At 74.5% G+C, this 17,555-nt stretch carries 16 protein-coding genes and 1 pseudogene; 10 read left to right on the top strand and 7 right to left on the bottom strand.

Going from position 1 to position 17,555, the window contains the following annotated elements:
* The first annotated feature begins 3 nt into the window (after nt 1-3).
* The 5 genes from E4U91_RS33910 to kynU all read left to right on the top strand — a co-directional run bounded on the left by E4U91_RS33910 (nt 4) and on the right by kynU (nt 5,069).
* Nucleotides 4-1,176 (top strand): 2Fe-2S iron-sulfur cluster-binding protein, encoded by a 1,173-nt coding sequence (locus E4U91_RS33910; RefSeq protein ID WP_137310342.1) that lies wholly within the window; start codon nt 4-6, stop codon nt 1,174-1,176.
* 70 nt (nt 1,177-1,246) lie between these two features.
* The gene (locus E4U91_RS33905) at nt 1,247-2,023 is read left to right on the top strand and encodes a glucose 1-dehydrogenase (RefSeq protein ID WP_137310341.1); all 777 of its coding nucleotides are present in this window, start codon (nt 1,247-1,249) and stop codon (nt 2,021-2,023) included.
* Nucleotides 2,024-2,105: 82 nt separating this feature from the next.
* Complete coding sequence (locus tag E4U91_RS33900) at nt 2,106-2,954, top strand: tryptophan 2,3-dioxygenase (RefSeq protein WP_137310340.1); 849 nt, start codon at nt 2,106-2,108, stop codon at nt 2,952-2,954.
* The gene (locus E4U91_RS33895; RefSeq protein WP_137310339.1) at nt 2,944-3,792 is read left to right on the top strand and encodes an alpha/beta hydrolase; all 849 of its coding nucleotides are present in this window, start codon (nt 2,944-2,946) and stop codon (nt 3,790-3,792) included. Before E4U91_RS33900 ends, E4U91_RS33895 begins: the two co-directional genes overlap by 11 nt.
* Nucleotides 3,789-5,069 carry a kynureninase gene (kynU, locus tag E4U91_RS33890; protein WP_137310338.1) on the top strand — a complete coding sequence of 427 codons (1,281 nt, stop codon included), beginning with the start codon at nt 3,789-3,791 and terminating at the stop codon, nt 5,067-5,069. Before E4U91_RS33895 ends, kynU begins: the two co-directional genes overlap by 4 nt.
* 84 nt (nt 5,070-5,153) lie before the next feature.
* Here kynU and E4U91_RS33885 read toward each other — a convergent pair whose 3' ends face one another.
* On the bottom strand, nt 5,154-5,834 hold the full coding sequence (locus tag E4U91_RS33885; RefSeq protein WP_137310337.1) for a TetR/AcrR family transcriptional regulator: 681 nt from the start codon (nt 5,832-5,834) through the stop codon (nt 5,154-5,156).
* 114 nt (nt 5,835-5,948) lie between these two features.
* On the opposite strand from E4U91_RS33885, the gene E4U91_RS33880 reads away from it, so the two are divergent.
* Nucleotides 5,949-6,671, top strand: coding sequence for a HEAT repeat domain-containing protein (locus tag E4U91_RS33880; protein ID WP_241678925.1), 723 nt, complete (start codon nt 5,949-5,951; stop codon nt 6,669-6,671).
* A gap of 3 nt (nt 6,672-6,674) precedes the next feature.
* Nucleotides 6,675-7,679 carry a MerR family transcriptional regulator gene (locus E4U91_RS33875; protein ID WP_137310335.1) on the top strand — a complete coding sequence of 335 codons (1,005 nt, stop codon included), beginning with the start codon at nt 6,675-6,677 and terminating at the stop codon, nt 7,677-7,679.
* On the opposite strand, the gene E4U91_RS33870 is transcribed toward E4U91_RS33875, so the two are convergent.
* Complete coding sequence (locus E4U91_RS33870; protein ID WP_137310334.1) at nt 7,652-8,281, bottom strand: dihydrofolate reductase family protein; 630 nt, start codon at nt 8,279-8,281, stop codon at nt 7,652-7,654. The two genes, E4U91_RS33875 and E4U91_RS33870, sit on opposite strands and share 28 nt — an antisense overlap.
* 426 nt (nt 8,282-8,707) lie before the next feature.
* On the opposite strand from E4U91_RS33870, the pseudogene E4U91_RS33865 reads away from it, so the two are divergent.
* The 3 genes and pseudogenes from E4U91_RS33865 to E4U91_RS33855 all read left to right on the top strand — a co-directional run bounded on the left by E4U91_RS33865 (nt 8,708) and on the right by E4U91_RS33855 (nt 12,609).
* Nucleotides 8,708-10,122: pseudogene (locus tag E4U91_RS33865) on the top strand (family 2B encapsulin nanocompartment shell protein).
* Between the two features lie 94 nt (nt 10,123-10,216).
* Complete coding sequence (locus E4U91_RS33860; RefSeq protein WP_137310333.1) at nt 10,217-11,662, top strand: family 2 encapsulin nanocompartment cargo protein terpene cyclase; 1,446 nt, start codon at nt 10,217-10,219, stop codon at nt 11,660-11,662.
* Between the two features lie 44 nt (nt 11,663-11,706).
* On the top strand, nt 11,707-12,609 hold the full coding sequence (locus tag E4U91_RS33855) for a geranyl diphosphate 2-C-methyltransferase (protein ID WP_032492608.1): 903 nt from the start codon (nt 11,707-11,709) through the stop codon (nt 12,607-12,609).
* Nucleotides 12,610-12,707: 98 nt separating this feature from the next.
* On the opposite strand, the gene E4U91_RS33850 is transcribed toward E4U91_RS33855, so the two are convergent.
* The 5 genes from E4U91_RS33850 to E4U91_RS33830 all read right to left on the bottom strand — a co-directional run bounded on the left by E4U91_RS33850 (nt 12,708) and on the right by E4U91_RS33830 (nt 17,516).
* The gene (locus E4U91_RS33850; RefSeq protein WP_137310332.1) at nt 12,708-13,049 is read right to left on the bottom strand and encodes a DUF5713 family protein; all 342 of its coding nucleotides are present in this window, start codon (nt 13,047-13,049) and stop codon (nt 12,708-12,710) included.
* Nucleotides 13,050-13,132: 83 nt separating this feature from the next.
* Nucleotides 13,133-14,629, bottom strand: coding sequence for an MFS transporter (locus E4U91_RS33845; RefSeq protein ID WP_241678778.1), 1,497 nt, complete (start codon nt 14,627-14,629; stop codon nt 13,133-13,135).
* Between the two features lie 147 nt (nt 14,630-14,776).
* On the bottom strand, nt 14,777-15,829 hold the full coding sequence (locus E4U91_RS33840) for an NAD-dependent epimerase/dehydratase family protein (RefSeq protein ID WP_137310331.1): 1,053 nt from the start codon (nt 15,827-15,829) through the stop codon (nt 14,777-14,779).
* Between the two features lie 131 nt (nt 15,830-15,960).
* A complete protein-coding gene (locus E4U91_RS33835) occupies nt 15,961-16,374 on the bottom strand; it encodes a hypothetical protein (RefSeq protein ID WP_241678777.1) in 414 nt (137 codons plus the stop codon).
* The gene (locus E4U91_RS33830) at nt 16,371-17,516 is read right to left on the bottom strand and encodes a molybdopterin-dependent oxidoreductase (RefSeq protein ID WP_137310330.1); all 1,146 of its coding nucleotides are present in this window, start codon (nt 17,514-17,516) and stop codon (nt 16,371-16,373) included. The genes E4U91_RS33835 and E4U91_RS33830 overlap by 4 nt, the downstream gene beginning before the upstream one ends.
* Nucleotides 17,517-17,555 lie beyond the last annotated feature (39 nt).

Genomic DNA, 17,555 nt, shown 5'->3' with positions numbered 1-17,555 from the left:
ACCGTGAACACCGCCGCCACCGCCGCCACCCCACCGGCCGTCCCGCGGCCGGACGCGTCCGCGGACCGGCCCGGGCCCGGGGGTACGCGCGCCCGCTGGCACCCCGTGACGGTCGCGGAGGTGTGCCCCCTCACCCCGGACGCCGTGGCCCTCACCCTGGAGGCGCCCGCCGCGCTGCGCGAGGTCTTCGCCGACCGTCCCGGCCGGCACGTCGTCGTCCGCCACCGGCGCCCCGACGGCGAACTGCGCCGTACCTACTCGCTGTGCCCGCCGCCGGACGACCCCACGGCCCTCCGCCTGGTGATCAAGCGCGGGGCACCGGACGGCTTCGGCGTCCTCGCCGCCCGGCTGGCCCCCGGCGATCACCTGGAACTCTCCTCCCCGACCGGCCACTTCGCGCTGCCCGACCTGCCCGGCGCCCACCACGTCCTGATCGCCGGCGGCTCCGGCATCACCCCGCTGGCCGCGCTGGCCGCCGACGTGCTGCGCCGGGACCCCGCGTGCCGGGTGTCCCTCGTCCACTCCGTGCCGACCGCCGCGCACGCCCTGCTCTCCGACGAACTGGCCGCCCTCAAGGACACGTTCCTCGACCGCTTCACCGTCCAGTACGTGCTCACCCGCGACGAGGGGGCCGCCGGGGGCGCCGCGTTCCGCGGCCGGATCGACGCCGGGCTGCTGTCCCGTCTGCTCACCGTCCTCGACGCCCGGCCCTCCGGCGACACCACGTTCGCCCTGTGCGGGCCCCCGGGCCTGATCGCCACCGTGCGGCGGTTCCTGGACGGCTGGGGCGCGGAACCCGGGCTCGTCCGCTGGGAGTTGTTCACCCCGGACGCGGCACCCACCGACCCGGCACCGGCCGCCGTCACCCAGAGCACCCCGCCGCCCCCGGCCGCCGACGCCGGCCACGTCACCGTCCTGCTCGACGGGCACCGCCGGCACGCCACCGTCGGGCCCCAGGACACGGTGATCCTCGACGCCCTGCTGCGCGCGCACCCGGACGTGCCCTACGCCTGCCGCGAGGGCGTGTGCGGGAGCTGCCGCGCCAAGGTGCTGTCCGGGCGGGTGCGGGCCGACCGGCAGCACGCCCTGGACGACCACGACCGCGCCGCGGGCTACACCCTCGTGTGCCGGGCCCGTCCGGAGACCCCCGAGGTCGTCCTGGACTTCGACGCATGACACCCCGCCGCGTGATCACCCCCGCCCCGGACCACCCCACCCCGCCCGCCCCCAGCGAAGGAGACGTACGTTGAGCAGCACCGCCCGCCTTGCAGGCAAGACCGCCCTGGTCACCGGCGGCAGCCGGGGAATCGGCCGGGCCATCAGCCGTCGCCTCGCCCACGAGGGCGCGCTGGTGGCCGTGCACTACGGCCACGACCTGACCGCCGCCGAGCGGACCGTCAAGGAGATCGAGGCCGACGGCGGCCGGGCGTTCGCCGTCCACGCCGAACTCGGCGTGCCCGGCGACGCCGACACCCTGTGGTCCGCCTTCGACCGGGCGCTCGCCGAACAGGGCGCGGACGGCGGCCTGGACATCCTGGTCAACAACGCGGGCATCACCGTCCCGCGCCCCCTCGCCGACGTCACCGAGGCCGACTACGACCGGGTGTTCGCGATCAACACCAAGGCGCCGTTCTTCATCATCCAGCGCGGCCTGGCCCGGCTGCGCGACGGCGGCCGGATCATCAACATCTCCTCCGTGGCCACCCGGGTCGCCTTCCCGGCGATCGTCTCGTACACCATGACCAAGGCCGCCCTCGACCACCTCACCCTGACCCTCGCCCAGGAGCTGGGCCCGCGGGGCATCACCGTCAACGCGGTGGCCCCCGGCTACACCGAGACCGAGATCAACCCCACGCTGGCGATCCCGGAGATCCGCCGCCGTTACTCCGAGGCGTCCACCTTCAACCGGCTCGGACAGCCCACGGACATCGCCGACGTGGTCGCCTTCGTCGCGAGCGACGACGCCCGCTGGGTGACCGGCCAGTGGATCGACGCCTCCGGCGGAGCCCACCTCGGCGTCTGACCCCCGGCCCCCGGCCTTCCCCCCACACCCGCCGCACCCTCACGCGGCCGTGGTCCGCACGACCGCAGCACCAGGAGATGCGATGAACAACCCCTCCACCGCGCTCGCCGACCCGATCGCGGACGACGCCCTGACCCGGCCCTTCACCGGTGCCAGCCCCTACGACAGCTACGTGCACGCCTCCGTGCTCAACTCGATGCAGCAGCCGCTCACCGACGCGCCGGACGAGATGGGCTTCCTCGTCACCACCCAGGTGATGGAACTCTGGTTCACCCTGATCGTCCACGAGTGGCGCACCGCGCGGGTGGCCTTCGCCAAGGACGACCTGCCGGCGGCGATGGACGCCCTCACCCGCAGCCGTCGCGCGCTGACCGCGCTCAACGGCGCCTGGGCGCCGATCGCCGCCCTGACGCCCGCCCAGTTCAACGGGTTCCGGGCCGCGTTCGGCAAGGCGTCGGGTTTCCAGTCGGCGATGTACCGCCACCTGGAGTTCCTCCTCGGCGACAAGTCCGCCGGACTGCTGCGCTCCCACCGGGGCGACCCCGCCGTCCACGAGGCGCTCAGCGAGACCTACCGCGAACCCTCCCTGTACGACGAGGTGCTGGGCTTCCTGCACCGCCAGGGCCTGCACGTGCCGATGCGCGTCCGCGAGCGGGACGTCACCGAGCCCTACGCCTCCGACCCGGGGGTGTTGGACGTGTGGCGGGAGATCTACGCCGGCCCGCAGCACCACCCCTACCTGGCGCTGGGCGAGTTGCTCACCGACATCGCCGAACTGGTCACCCGCTGGCGCTTCGAGCACGTCCTGGTGGTGCGCCGCGCCATGGGTTCCAAGCCGGGCAGCGCCGGCTCCTCGGGCCTGGCGTGGCTGGAGCAGCGCGCGGCCCGCCCGGTCTTCCCGGAGCTGTGGGAGGTGCGCGGTGACGTCTAGGGTCATCTCCGCCTTCGCCGCCGAGGAGGAGAAGCGCGTCCTCAGCCTGAAGCCGGTCCTGGCTCCGGTGCACGGCCGCTACGGCGACCACCCCCACCAGGTGTACGACGCCTGGCCCGCGGACGACCCCGACGCGCCGCGGGTGATCCTGCTGCACGGCGGCTACTGGCGCTACGACCGGATGCACCTGACCCCGTTCGCCGCCTACCTGGCCGGACAGGGCTTCGACGTCCTGCTGCCCGGCTTCCGCCGCTCGGGCGGGGCGGGCGGATACCCCGAGACCTTCGACGACGTGGCCCGCATCGTCGACACGCTCCCCGACGGGCGGCCGTACGTTCTGGCAGGGCACTGCTCGGGCGGGCACCTGGCCCTGTGGTGCGCCGCGCGCGGGCTGCTGCCGGCCGGCTCGCGCTGGCACACCCGCACCCTGCCGACGAGCGTCCTGGCCCTGGCGCCGCTCACCGACCTCGTCGCCACCCGCGACGACGACCTCAGCAACGGCGCGGCCCTGCAACTCCTCGGCGGGACCGAGCACTTCGCGGAGCGCCTGCCCCAGGTCGACCCGCTGACCCTGCTGCGCGGCGCGGGCACGACCGGCGTGCCGACCGTCCTGCTGCACGGCGCCGTGGACGAGGAGGTCCCGCTCACCCAGTTCGCCGACTACGCGGCCGTCCACCACGACCTGCGCACGGTCGTCCTGCCCGGCACCGGCCACTACACCCTCATCGAACCGGACGCGTCCGGCGCCCGGGCCGTCGCCGACACCCTCCGCGAGATGGCGGCCGCCTTCCCGGACCGCCGGCCGGAAAAGGCCCACGAGGAGGCCGCGCACCGATGACCGCCACGCCGACGCCCCCCGCACCGACCACCACTACGGCGACCGATCTGGCCGAGGCCGCCGCGCGCCTCGACGCCGACGACCCGCTGGCGCACGCGCGTGACCGCTTCCTGCTCCCGCCGGACGTCGTCTACCTCGACGGCAACTCCCTCGGTCCGCTGCCCGCCGCCGTCCCGCCGGTCCTCACCGACGTCGTGACCCGGCAGTGGGGCACCGACCTGATCGGCTCCTGGAACGACAACGGCTGGTGGGAGGCGCCGCTGCGGGTGGGCGACGCGATCGGCGCGATCGTCGGCGCCGCGCCGGGCCAGACCGTCGCGGGCGACTCCACCAGTGTGCAGCTGTACACCGCCCTGGACGCGGCCGTATCGCTCCGGCCGGACCGCACCCTGCTCGTCACCGACCCCGGCCACTTCCCCACCGACCGCTACGTGGCCGCCGCGGTCGCCGAGCGCCGGGGCCTCGAACTGCGACGGGTGCCCCCGGCCGAGCTGGCCGGCTTCCTGCGCTCGGAGGGCGAGCGGGTGGCCGTGGTCAGCTACTCGCCCGTCGACTTCCGCACCGGCGAACTGTTCGACGTGCGGGCCCTGACGCGGGCCGCGCACGACGCCGGCGCGCTCGTCGTGTGGGACCTGTGCCACGCGGCCGGCGCCCTGCCCGTCGAACTGGACGCCCTCGGCGTCGACTTCGCCGTGGGCTGCGGCTACAAGTTCCTCTCCGGCGGCCCCGGCGCACCCGCGTACCTGTACGTGGCCCACCGCCACCACCCGGGGCTGCGCACCCCGCTGCCCGGCTGGACGGGCCACGCCGACCCGTTCGGCCTCAGCAGGGACTACGCACCCGCCCCCGGCATCGCCCGGGCCCGCATCGGCACGCCCCCGGTCCTGTCCCTGCTCGCCCTCGAAGCGGCCCTGACCGCCTACGACGGCGTGAACCTCGCCGACGTCCGGGCCAAGAGCCTGTCGCTGACCGGGTTCTTCCTGCGCTGCGCCGACGAGCTGCTCGCCCCGTTCGGCTTCACCTCCGTCACCCCGGCCGACCCGGACCGCCGCGGCAGCCAGGTCTCCCTGCGCCACCCGCACGCCCACGCCCTGACGCGCGCGCTGGCCGAGCGGGGAGTGATCGCCGACATGCGCGCCCCCGACCTGCTGCGCTTCGGTGTCCACGGGCTCTACACCACCCACGGCGACCTGCTCACGGCGGCACGGTGCCTGCGCGACATCGTGGCCGAGGGCGCGTACGACCCGACGCCGCGGGTGACGGGACCGGTGACCTGAGGGGAGGAACGGGCGAACGACGTCCGGCCTCCGACGTCCGACGTCCGACGTCCGTGGGGGCGCGTCCGACGGAGGTCGGCCCGCTCACCGTTCCGGCCCGACCTCCATCAGGCGGCGCAGCTCGGGCAGCAGCGTGTCGAGGTCCTGTGCGCTGCGGAACGCGACGACGGTCGTGCCGCCGGAGCCCGACGGGGCGGGGCGCGCGGGGAAGAGGGCGAGGACCTCGTGCATGGCCTCGTCCACCTCGGCGACCGGGTCGGCCGACTCGCCGCGCAGCCAGCGCCGCAGCACGTGGTTGTGGGCGGAGACCACCGCCGCGGCCATCAGCTCGGCCCGCAGCGACGCCGACTTCGTCGGGTCCCCCATCCAGGCGGCGATGAACTCGCGGAACAGCCGCTGGTAGCGGGCCACGCTGGCGATCTCGCGGTCCCGCAGGGCGGCCACCTTGCTGGTGAGCGCGTACCGCCGCCGCGCCAGGTCCCCCTCGTCCAGGTAGTGCAGCAGCACCAGCCGTACCGCGTCGGACACGGCGACCAGGGCGGTGCTGTGGCTCGACGTGGCCAGCCGGTGGTCGATCAGCTCCAGGAGCCGGTCGTGGTCGGGGAAGATCACGTCTTCCTTGGACCGGTAGTGCCGGAAGAACGTCGTCCGTCCGACCCCTGCCCGCTCGGCGATGTCGTCGACGGTCGTCTGCTCGTAACCACGCTCGTCGAAGAGGGCGAACGCGGCGTCGGCCAGGCGGACCCGTGCAGGTGGCTTGCTCATGGACGGTCATCTTTCCCCCTCGTCCCGCGCGGCTGCCACTCGCCCCTCCTGGGCACCGGCCTTGACCTTGACACGGTGACAAGGCCTTCACTGCTCGCCGAGGAGGTGGTCCCCATGACGGTCACGGGGCAGGACACGGACGCGCGGCGAGCACACCGGGCGCTGGACGACGGCCGCTCGTCGGTGCGGCTGCGGGCGGCCCTCGCGGTCGGTACGGCACCGGACCCGCGGTACGTCGGCAAGCTGGTCGAGCGGTGCGCGGTCGAGCCCGAGTTCTTCGTCCGCGACATGCTGACCTGGGCGCTCACCCGGCACCCCGTGGCGGTGACGCTTCCCGCGCTGCTCCGCGAGGTCGGCTCGCAGCGGGCGCAGGCACGGAGCCAGGCCCTGCACACGCTGTCCAAGATCGGTGACCGGCGGGCGTGGCCGGCGATCACCCCGCGGCTCCTGGCCGACCCCGACGACGAGGTGGCGCGCAGCGCCTGGCGGGCCGCGGTCCTGCTCGTGCCGGAGGGCGAGGAGGCCGCGCTGGCGACGGCACTGACCGCCCAGCTCGGCCGCGGCGGGCGGGAGACGCGGCTCAGCCTCAGCCGCGCGCTGGTCGCCCTGGGCGAGGCGGCGGAACCGGCGCTGCGGGAAGCGGCGACGGCGCCCGATCCGGGGGTGCGCGCCCACGCGCTCGCCACGCACCGGCTGCTGCACGACCCGGACGCCGGCTTCGAGTCCGCCGTCGAGGAGGCGAAGCGGGTGGTGGCACTGGGCGGTGGGGCGGGGCGGGCGGCCGGGGGCGGGTCGGGGCGGCCGCCCGGCGACGAGCCGGAGCACGAGGGACAATGAGCCGTGTTGATCGGTGAGGTGGCGCGGCGGTCCGGGGTCAGTGCGCGCATGCTCCGGCACTACGAGTCGCTCGGCCTGGTGCGGCCCTCGGCGCGGACCGGGTCCGGCTACCGGGAGTACTCCGGGGAGGACATCCGGCGGATCTTCCACATCGAGAGCCTGCGGTCGCTGGGGCTGTCGCTGCGGGAGATCGGGCGGGCGCTGGACGACCCCGGGTTCACGCCCTCGGCGCTCGTCGGCGACCTCGTCCGACGGACGCGCGAACGCATCGCGGCGGAGACCGAGTTGCTCACGCGACTGCGCCGTATCGACGCCGCGGGCCCGTCCGGGTGGGAGGACGTCCTCCAGGTCGTCGCGCTGCTGCAGGCACTGGAGTCGGCGAGCCCCGCCGCCCGTCAGCGCGCGGCCCTGTCCTCGGCCGACGAGGTGCCGGCGGAGGCCCTGGCCGAGGCGGCGCTGAGCGAGACGGACCCGAACGTCGCCGGTGCCCTGCGCTGGGCGCTGGCCCGGGCGGGCGACGCGGGCCCCGCCCTGCTGGCGCGGGGCCTCGACTCCCCCGTGGCCGCCGTGCGCGAGCGTGCCGTCCAGTGCCTGGTCGAGATGCCCGGCGGCGAGGCCGGGACCCACCTGCGGGACGCCCTCGCGCACGCCGACCCGGTGGTCCGCGGGTACGCGGCCCTGGCCCTGGGGGCCCGCGGCGCGGCCGAAGCGCTCCCGACGCTCCTCGACATGGTCGTGGAGGGCAGGAACGACACGGACGCGGCCGACGCCCTGGGCGTGCTGGCGGGCGACCCCGCGACGGCGGACCGGCTCGTGCACGACATCGTCGAACGGCTCACCGACGCCACCACGACGGCCCCCGCCCGCGGACGGCTCACCCAGGCCCTGGCCGACATCCCGGGCACGGGGGCGTCCGCCGCCCTGGTGGAGCTGTCCCGGGACGCGGACCGGGCGGTGGCGCTGACGGCGACGTACCTGCTTCAGCTGCGCGAGGACCCCACGCGGTAGGTGAGGTGGGTGACCGAGGTCGCGGCGCGCGAGGCGACCTGTTCCAGGTCCAGCGGGGCCACCCCGTCGAAGAGCCGGGGTCCCGCGCCGAGCGTGAAGGGCACGACGTGCAGCCGCAGCTCGTCGACGAGTCCCGCGGCGAGGTACTGGTTCACGGTGGTCGCGCCGCCCTGGACGGAGACCGTGCCGTCCCCGGCCACCTCGCGGGCCCGGGCCAGCGCGGACCCGATGCCGTCGGTGACGAAGTGGAACGTGGTGCCGCCGTCCATCGAGAACGACGCCCGCGGGTGGTGGGTGAGCACGAACACCGGCGCGTGGAACGGGGGGACCTCCCCCCACCAGCCGTTCCACTCGCGGTCCCAGGCGCCCCGTACGGGCCCGAACATGTTGCGGCCCATGATGTACGCCGCGGCCCCCGTCGCCCGCTCGACCTCGGCCCGGTTCTCCTCCCGGCGCTCGAACATCCAGCCGTGCAGCCTGCCGCCCCAGCCGTCGCCGCCGTCGTCCCCGAACGGACGCTCCTCGCTCTGGTGCGGCCCGGCCGCGTACCCGTCCACGGAGACCGACAGGTCGCAGGTCACCTTCCCGGCACGTGAGGTCATGCCCCGGCCCTCCTCGTGGCGGCCTTCGCCGCCGTAGCCCACGGGACCTTCCGATCGGTCCGTAGAAGGGAGACCGGCCCCACGCCCCGAACTCATCGCCACGCCACGAGCGAACCGGCACGGGCAGGCACCGGGGGCCCGTGGGCGCGACGCACACCGGCCGCCGTACCGCGCTCCGGAACCGTCACGCCCCGGCCACGGTGGCGTGATGTCGCCCCACGGGCATATAAACCGCATTCAACTGATTGTCACTGCTTCGAGGTAAGTGCCTCGTCTCCCCGGCGGGTCCGGGCGGCCCCGGGGCTAGCTTTCCTGCAGGCGGCGGATCCGGGTGATCCTCCCCCTGCACCGCCCGCCCTCCCTGGCTCCCGTCCGGTGCGCCCGTGCGCGCCGGACACCCCGCCGTGCAAGGAGATCCTTCCCGCGATGACCGTCGACAGCGTCCCGGAGGCGCGGACCACACCCGACGTGCCCCGGCAGTCCCTCAGCACCGCCGCCGCGCGCAACCTCGCCCACACGACCAAGTCCGCCCCGCAGATGCAGGAGATCACCTCCCGCTGGCTGCTGCGGATGCTGCCCTGGGTCGAGGCCGAGGGCGGTGCCTACCGGGTCAACCGGCGCCTGCGCCACACCGTCGGCGACGGCCGCATCGGGTTCGTCCAGGAGGGCGCCACGGTCCGCGTGATCCCCGGCGAACTCGGCGAACTCGCCCTGCTGCGCGGCTTCGAGGACACCGACGTCCTCTCCGCCCTCGCGGACCGCTGCGTCCAGCGCGACGTCGCGGCCGGCGAGGTCGTCGTCGAGCGCGGCAGCCCCGGGGACCGGATCCACCTCGTCGCCCACGGTCGGCTCAGCCGGACCGCCGAGGGCCCGTACGGCGGGGAGATCGCCCTCGCGGTCCTCGCGGACGGCGACCACTTCGGTGAGGACGCGCTGCTGGACCCCGACGCCCGCCACGACGCCACGGTCACCGCCGAGACCTCCGGCACGCTGCTCACCCTCACCCGCGCCGACTTCGCCGCCGTCCAGAACTCCGCACCCGGCCTCCGGGCCCACCTCGACGCCTTCCGCTCCCACGCCCGGCAGCGTCAGAACAAGCACGGCGAGGCCGAGATCGCCGTGTCCGCCGGGCACGTCGGCGAGGCCGAACTGCCGCGCACCTTCGTCGACTACGAGCTCAACCCGCGCGAGTACGAGCTCTCCGTCGCACAGACCGTCCTCAGGGTCCACACCCGGGTCGCCGACCTCTACAACGGCCCGATGAACCAGACCGAGGAACAACTGCGGCTCACGATCGAGGCGTTGCGCGAGCGCCAGGAGCACGAACTGATCAACAACCGCGAGTTCGGGCTCCTGCACAACGCCGACTTCAAGCAGCGCATCCAGCCCCACTCGGGCCCGCCGACGCCGGACGACATGGACGAGCTGCTCTGCCGCCGGCGCGGCACCAAGCTGTTCCTCGCCCACCCCCGGACCATCGCCGCCATCGGGCGGGGCTTCAACGCCCACGGCCTGTACCCCGACCACGTCGACCTCGGCGGACAGTCCGTGCCCGCCTGGCGCGGGGTGCCCATCCTGCCCTGCAACAAGATCCCGATCAGCAAGGAGCAGACCAGCTCCGTCATCGCGATGCGTCTCGGCGAGGACAACCAGGGCGTCATCGGACTGCGCCGGACCGGACTGCCCGACGAGTACGAACCCGGCCTGTCCGTCCGGTTCATGGGCATCAACGACCAGGCCGTCATCTCCTACCTCGTCAGCACCTACTACTCCGCCGCGGTGCTCGTCCCGACGCGCTCGGCGTGCTGGAGAACGTGCAGATCGCCCGCAGGCCGCGCTGACACCCCGGACCGCCCGGCAGGCCCGCGCCGGCCGCCGTCGCCGTAGCCGTCGCCCAGGACGGAGCGCCCACCCCACCGCAGCAAGGAGCCGCCGATGCCCGACTCCGGGTCCCTCGGACCACCGACCTCCCTCCCCGAACAGCCGCCGGCGCCGCCCGCCACCGCGCCCGATGCGCCCGCCGCGACGGTCACGGACCGTCCGGTCACCTCGTCCGTCGCGCACTTCCTGGCCGGGCTGCACCCGCCGGTCACGCGGCCGTCGTCACCGCCCTCACCGTCGATGCCCCCGGCGTCCTCGAACCCGTCGTCACCGCCCTCGTCGTCGATGCCCCCTGCCTCCTGGGCGCCGCCGTCACCGTTGTCACCGCCTGCACCGTCGCTCCCGCCGACCTCGCCGCCCGCCACCGCACCGGAGACGTCCGCCGCGACCGGGTCCGACTCCGTCGTCCGGCGGGTGCCGGTCGGGCCGACGGGGCTGGGCACGACGGCGCTCTCGCTGGCCCGCCGGCAGGCTGCCGTGCCGCCCGACGCCGTGCCCGCGCCCTCCGGCCCGTCCGCCGAGGGACCGGTCGTGCCCGGCCTCTACCACCACCCGATCCCGGAGCCCGACCCCGTACGGGTCGCGGAGGTGAGCCGGCGGATCAAGCGGTGGGCCGAGGACGAGGTCCGGCTGTACCCGGAGGAGTGGGAGGGCCAGTTCGACGGCTTCTCCGTGGGCCGCTACATGGTCGCCTGCCACCCGGACGCCCCGACGGTCGACCACCTGATGCTCGCCACGCGGCTGATGGTTGCGGAGAACGCGGTGGACGACTGCTACTGCGAGGACCACGGCGGGTCGCCCGTCGGTCTCGGCGGCCGCCTCCTGCTCGCCCACACCGCGCTCGACCACCTGCACACCACCGCGGAGTACGCGCCGGAGTGGAGCGAGTCGCTCGGGTCGGACGCCCCGCGCCGGGCGTACCGCAGCGCGATGGACCACTTCGTGCGCGCCGCCACGCCCTCCCAGGCGGACCGCTATCGGCACGACATGGCGCGGCTGCACCTGGGCTACCTCGCCGAGGCGGCCTGGGCGGAGACCGGTCACGTGCCGGAGGTGTGGGAGTACCTGGCGATGCGCCAGTTCAACAACTTCCGCCCCTGCCCCACGATCACGGACACGGTCGGCGGCTACGAACTGCCCGCGGACCTGCACGCCCGGCCGGACATGCAGCGGGTCATCGCCCTCGCCGGCAACGCGACCACCATCGTCAACGACCTCTACTCGTACACCAAGGAACTGGACAGCCCGGGCCGGCACCTGAACCTGCCGGTGGTGATCGCGGAACGCGAGCACCTGTCCGACCGGGACGCCTACCTCAAGGCGGTCGAGGTCCACAACGAGCTCATGCACGCCTTCGAGGCCGCCGCGGCCGAGCTCGCGGCGGACTGTCCCGTGCCCGCCGTGCTGCGCTTCCTCAGGGGCGTGGCCGCCTGGGTCGACGGCAACCACGACTGGCACCGCACCAACACCTACCGCTACAGCCTGCCCGACTTCTGGTAAGGAAACGGAACACCCCTGTGACCACTGAAACGACCTCCAAGGCCATGGCCGCCGCGTCCGCTCCCGTCCCGGGCCCCGGGGGTGCGTCCTCGACCGCCCGGGGGAGGATCCCGGCCCCGGCGACGCCGTACCAGGAGGACATCGCCCGCTACTGGAACAACGAGGCGCGGCCGGTCAACCTCCGCCTCGGGGACGTGGACGGGCTCTACCACCACCACTACGGCATCGGTGCCGTGGACCACGCCGCGCTCGGCGACCCGGGGGACGGTGGGTACGAGGCGAGGCTCATCGCGGAGCTGCACCGGCTGGAGTCGGCGCAGGCGGAGTTCCTCCTGGACCACCTCGGGCCGGTCGGACCGGGCGACACGCTCGTCGACGCGGGCTGCGGGCGCGGCGGGTCGATGGTCATGGCCCACCAGCGCTTCGGGTGCAAGGTCGAGGGTGTCACCCTGTCCGCCGCGCAGGCGGAGTTCGGCAACCGGCGCGCGCGGGAGCTGGGCATCGACGACCACGTCCGCTCCCGTGTCTGCAACATGCTCGACACGCCCTTCGAGAAGGGCACCGTCGCCGCCTCGTGGAACAACGAGTCGAGCATGTACGTCGACCTGCACGACGTGTTCGCCGAGCACTCCCGGTTCCTGCGGGTGGGCGGCCGGTACGTGACCGTCACCGGCTGCTGGAACCCGCGGTACGGCCAGCCGTCGAAGTGGGTGTCGCAGATCAACGCGCACTTCGAGTGCAACATCCACTCCCGCCGGGAGTACCTGCGCGCGATGGCCGACAACCGCCTCGTGCCGCAGACCGTCGTGGACCTCACTCCCGAGACGCTCCCCTACTGGGAGCTGCGCGCCACGTCGTCCCTGGTCACCGGCATCGAGGAAGCGTTCATCGAGTCCTACCGGGACGGCTCGTTCCAGTACGTCCTGATCGCGGCCGACCGGGTGTAGGGCACGCCCGCGGAGGCAGCGGGCCGGGGGGTCGGGGGTCGGGGGCGCGTCACCGCCCCCGGCCCCCGGCCGCGCCCGTCCCCGCGCGCCCGCGTCGCTCACCACTCCCGCGGAGCGATCAACTCCTCCACGTCCGCGTCCGGGAACCCGTAGGCCGACGCCACGAACCAGAAGTCCTCGGCGATCTCCTCGCGGGCCACCGTCTCGATCTGGCTGCCCGCCGCCTCGAAGGCGTCCTCCAGGGAGTTGAACTCCTCGGTGGCCGCGTGGGTCAGCACGTACAGGCCCGCCAGATCCGACGGCTGCTCCGTCTCGATGCGCTCGCACAGCCGCAGGAGGACCGCCCTGCCCCGGTCCAGGACGTGGTCGGGGTAGTACGAGTCCGCGTAGAGCTGCCGCAGGAACGTACGCTCCGCCACTTGCTGGTTGGTGATCGACATGACCCGCCCCGCCTCCGTCACTCTGGAAGGAACAACGGACCGATCATGCACGCCACCACTGACAACGCGTCCCCCGCATGTCCTCACCGCCCGCCGCCCGCCCCGTCCCCCGCCCGTCGGGCCCGGATTGTTCCCCACCCCACCAACGCCCCCGCCAGCGCCGTGAGCGCGAAACCGGCCCAGGTGACGGCCTCGTCGAACTGGGCTGCCTGACCGGCGGTCCAGTGCCGTCCGGCCAGGTCGCCGGTGAAGACCGTGGCGAGGATCGTGCCGCTGACCGCGATCCCGATCCCCGTGGTGACCTCTCCCGCCGTGTCCACCAGTGCCGCTCCGACGGTCGTGCGGTGGGGCGGGAGACCGCGCATCACGTTCGTCCCGGCGACCACGCCCACCACGCGCATGCCGGCGGCGACGAGCACCAGCGCCAGGGCGACCCACGCGTATCCGAGCCGGCCCAGCAGGCCGTACACCGCGAGGCCGCACACGACCGCCACAGCACCGAGCCAGGCGGCCCTGCCGAGACCGACGCGGGTGACCAGCGGGCCGATCAGGGCGCCGCCCGCGATGAGCACGGCCACCTGGGGCAGCAGTCCCAGCGCCGCCCGGGCCGGCGTCCAGCCCCAGTCGAGCTGGAGTTGGAGGGTCACGAGGTAGCCGAGGCCGGCGGTCGCCAGGCTCGCGGCGCCCTTGAACGCCAGGCCGCTGGAGACCAGCGGGCGGGCGACGAGGGAGAGGTCGAGCAGGGGATGACGGGCCGAGCGCTCGCGCCGTACGAACAGGACGGCCAGCACGGCGGCGCCCACCGTGGCCAGCCACGGGAGCGGCGACGCCGTGCCCGCCTCCACGAACAGGGTCGGCGCCGTCAGCGTGAGCACGGTCGTGGCCGTGCCCAGCAGGGCGCCCGGACCGTCGATCGGGTCGCGGTGCAGCTCCTCGGGCCGGTCGGCGCGGATGCCCCGGCGAATGCCCAGGAACGCGAGCGCGGCGATCGGCACGTTGACCAGGAGCAGCACCTGCCACGGCGCCGTGGCGAGCACGAAGCCACCCGCCGTGGGGCCGATCGCTAGTCCGACCAGTCCCACCGTCGAGACGAGTGTCGTGGCCCGGACGCGGAGGCCGTCGTCGTCGAACAGGCGGAACGCCAGCGCCATGCTGCCCGGTGTCGTCATGGCGGCGGCGACCCCCATCGCCGCGCGGACCGCGATCAGTTGCTCCGCCGTGGTGACGAACGCGGTGGCCCCGCTCGCCCCCGCCAGCAGCACCAGCCCGGACAGCATCACGGTGCGGCGTCCGACCCGGTCGGCCAGCGCGCCCAGGACCGGCATCAGTCCGCCGAAGACGACCGCGTAGACGCCCGTGACCCATTGCAGCTCCGTGGTCGACGCGGACAGGTCGCGGCCGATGGTCGGCAGGGCGACGTTGAGGACCGAGTTGTCGAGCATCTCGAACAGGAACACCGCCGACAGCCCGGCGAGGGCGACCCACGCCTCGCGCAACGAGCGCGGCGGACGCGGGACCGGGGTTCCGGTGGGGGTGCCGGCGTTCTCGCCGGCCGTCCTGGCACTGCGACGGACGTTCACTGCGCACTCCTTCGAGGTGAAGAAGTGGCGGATCGTCCGAACCGCGTGTGCGCGCGTGCCCGGGCTGCCGAACACGCGTTTCTACTTCCAGTGGCGCCGATGCTACACCCGCCCCCGCAGGGGCGGTCCGACGCACCCGGCGTCGGTTCACCCCGCCCGCAGGGGTGCCGTGGCGAACTCCGCCATGCCGTCCGCAAAGGTCACCCGGGGCTTCCAGCCCAGTTCGTCGCGCAGGCGCTGCGAGGAGGCGGTGATGTGGCGGACGTCGCCCAGCCGGTACTCCCCCGTGACGACCGGCGCGGGTCCCCCGTGGGCCCGTGCCAGCGCGGCGGCCGTCTCCCCCACCGTGTGGGGGTCCCCACTGCCGACGTTGAAGGCACGCAGCGCGCCCCCGGGCAGGGTGTCCGTGCCGTACAGCGCCACGAGGTTGGCGTCGGCGACGTCCCGGACGTGGACGAAGTCCCGGCGCTGGCCGCCGTCCTCGAAGACCCGCGGTGCCTCGCCCCGGGCGAGCGCCGACCGGAACAGGGAGGCGACGCCCGCGTAGGGGGTGTCGCGTGGCATGCCCGGTCCGTAGACGTTGTGGTAGCGCAGGGCGGCGACGCGTCCGCCGGTGGCACGGGCCCAGGCGGCGGCCAGGTGTTCCTGGGCCAGCTTGGTGGCCGCGTACACGTTCCGCGGGTCGGCGGGGGCGTCCTCGCCGACCAGGCCCGAGGTCAGCGGGGCTGCGCAGTGCGGGCACGAGGGCTCGAAGCGCCCGGCGTCGAGGTCGGCGGGCCGGCGCGGTCCGGGCCGTACGACTCCGTGCCGGGCGCACGCGTACCGGCCCTCGCCGTAGACGACCATCGAGCTCGCCAGCACCAGGCGGCGCACGCCGGACCGGGCCATCGCGGCCAACAGCACGGCCGTGCCGAGGTCGTTGCAGCCCACGTAGTCGGGGGCGTCGGCGAAGTCCTTGCCCAGGCCGACCATCGCGGCCTGGTGGCAGACGGCGTCGACGCCGCGCAGCGCGTCGGCGACGGCCTCGGCGTCGCGGACGTCGGCGTGGCGCCAGTCGACTCCGTCGGGGACCGGCGGGGCCGTGCGGTGGGCGGCGGGCAGCAGCGCGTCGAGCACGCGCGGCTGGTGCCCGGCGCCGAGGAGGGCGGTGACGAGGTGCGAGCCGATGAAGCCCGCACCTCCGGTGACCAGGATCAACATGACATCGACCGTAGGGCCGTGCCCGCTCCCGCCGCGCGCCGACGACGTGGACGTCAGGGGTTCGTAAGGCCTCACGACACGGCCTGGCACGACGCGGCATGGCATGGCATGACACGGCACTCCGGAGTCCGTCACCGCCCCCGTCCACGCGTACGACGACGGCGTGCCGCCCCGCGGGACACCAGCACCCACGCCCCCGTCAGCGCGGCTACCGCCGCCAGCGCGATCAGCCAGTTGCGCGGGTAGTCCAGCGGCAGCACCGACGGGTTGGCCGTCCGGCCCGGGCGCAGCAGGACCGGCAGGGCCACCGCCGTCAGCGCGCCCGCGACCAGCAGGGCACCGCGGACCGGGCCGCGCGCCCCGCCCCGCACCAGGACCAGCCCCACCAGGAGCACCAGCGGGGCGATCAGCGCGTCGTGCAGGACGACCGCCCCGCCCAGCCACAGCAGCACGCCCGTGGGGTCGCGTACGTCGTCCAGCAGGGACACCCCGACGCCCATCAGCGCCAGCCCGGCCGCGGCGGCCGTCACCCGCAGGGCGTTCACGCCAGCACCTCCAGCCGGCCGACCCACTTGGTCTGGAGCACGCCGGGACGGTTCGGGGCGATGAGCCGCGCCGGGTAGCCGTGGTCGGGGACGAGTTCCCGGCCGTTGAGCCGCAGGGCGAGCAGCGTCAGCGGGTCGCGGACGTGCTCGTGGCCCATCTCCGAGACCCGGTAGCCGCCCCTCAGCTGGAGCGAGACCACCCGCACGCGCGCGTCCGCCGGAGCTCCCGCGCGCTCCACCAGGTCCCGGACGCGCACGCCCGTCCAGCGTGCCGACCTGCTCCACCCCTCGACGCAGGCGATCGGCAGGTCCACGTCGTGCTGGGGCAGGGCGCGCAGGTCGGCCAGGGTCAGGGTGTAGGGCCGCGGGCCGGTGACAACGAGGCGGTATTCCTCGGCGTCGATCCGGCCGACGCCCGCCGCGGCGGCGGTCCGGTTCACCGGGAGGGACTGCGGCCCCTCGTCGGGGTGCCGGGGTGCGAGCAGGAGGAGGTCCTTCAGCGGGGTGAGCGACTGCCCGACGGTCGTGAGGGTCACGGCGCCGACGGCGGCGCCCACCGCCGCGAGCAGCGACCGCCGGTCGGGGGCGTCCGGCGCGGGCAGGGCGAGGGTCCCCGGTGACCGCCGGGTCCAGTGCGCCCGGATGTCCGGCAGCTTGACGGCGACGTGCAGCAGGAGGGCGCCGACGACCAGCCAGCCGACCGCGTAGTGCACGGGCACGAAGGAGAACGGCCAGGGGTACCACTGGGCCGTGTTCAGCAGGCCGGTGGTGAGCTCAAAGACGGCACCGGCCACCAGGACGGCGACCGACAGCCGCTCCAGCGCGTGCCGGACCGACCGCAGCGGCGGCCACGCGAACAGCCGCGGGTACACCGTCCACAGCTTGGCCAGCAGCAGCGGGACCGCCGCGGTGCCGGACGCGACGTGCAGGCCCTGGGTGAGCCGGTACCCCCACACCGGACGGCTCGGGATCCGGTCGACCAGCCAGCCCGGCGGGTGCTGGAGCAGGTGGCTGACGAGTCCGGTGAGGAAGCACACGACGAACGCCGGGCCGAGCCACCGTCCGATCGCGGTCGCGGTGCGGGCGTCGTGCAGCCTGCCCCGGAACGCAGGGGGAAAGACACGCGGTTTCATGCCGTCCATCCCACTCGTCCGGGAGCGCCTCCGGAACGCCGGAACCCC

The organism is Streptomyces lasalocidi, from assembly GCF_005280215.1.
Taxonomy (GTDB): Bacteria; Actinomycetota; Actinomycetes; order Streptomycetales; family Streptomycetaceae; genus Streptomyces; species Streptomyces longwoodensis.
The sequence above is the reverse complement of the archived record's forward strand: the minus strand, read 5'-3'. Positions and strand labels throughout refer to the sequence as shown.

Excerpts from the sequence above, each read along its gene's own strand:
- E4U91_RS33900 (WP_137310340.1), top strand. The coding sequence starts at position 2,106 with ATGAACAACCCCTCCACCGCGCTCGCCGACCCGATCGCGGACGACGCC.
- kynU (WP_137310338.1), top strand. The coding sequence starts at position 3,789 with ATGACCGCCACGCCGACGCCCCCCGCACCGACCACCACTACGGCGACC.
- E4U91_RS33885 (WP_137310337.1), bottom strand. The coding sequence starts at position 5,834 with ATGAGCAAGCCACCTGCACGGGTCCGCCTGGCCGACGCCGCGTTCGCC.
- E4U91_RS33880 (WP_241678925.1), top strand. The coding sequence starts at position 5,949 with ATGACGGTCACGGGGCAGGACACGGACGCGCGGCGAGCACACCGGGCG.
- E4U91_RS33870 (WP_137310334.1), bottom strand. The coding sequence starts at position 8,281 with ATGACCTCACGTGCCGGGAAGGTGACCTGCGACCTGTCGGTCTCCGTG.
- E4U91_RS33860 (WP_137310333.1), top strand. The coding sequence starts at position 10,217 with ATGCCCGACTCCGGGTCCCTCGGACCACCGACCTCCCTCCCCGAACAG.
- E4U91_RS33855 (WP_032492608.1), top strand. The coding sequence starts at position 11,707 with ATGGCCGCCGCGTCCGCTCCCGTCCCGGGCCCCGGGGGTGCGTCCTCG.
- E4U91_RS33850 (WP_137310332.1), bottom strand. The coding sequence starts at position 13,049 with ATGTCGATCACCAACCAGCAAGTGGCGGAGCGTACGTTCCTGCGGCAG.
- E4U91_RS33840 (WP_137310331.1), bottom strand. The coding sequence starts at position 15,829 with ATGTTGATCCTGGTCACCGGAGGTGCGGGCTTCATCGGCTCGCACCTC.
- E4U91_RS33830 (WP_137310330.1), bottom strand. The coding sequence starts at position 17,516 with ATGGACGGCATGAAACCGCGTGTCTTTCCCCCTGCGTTCCGGGGCAGG.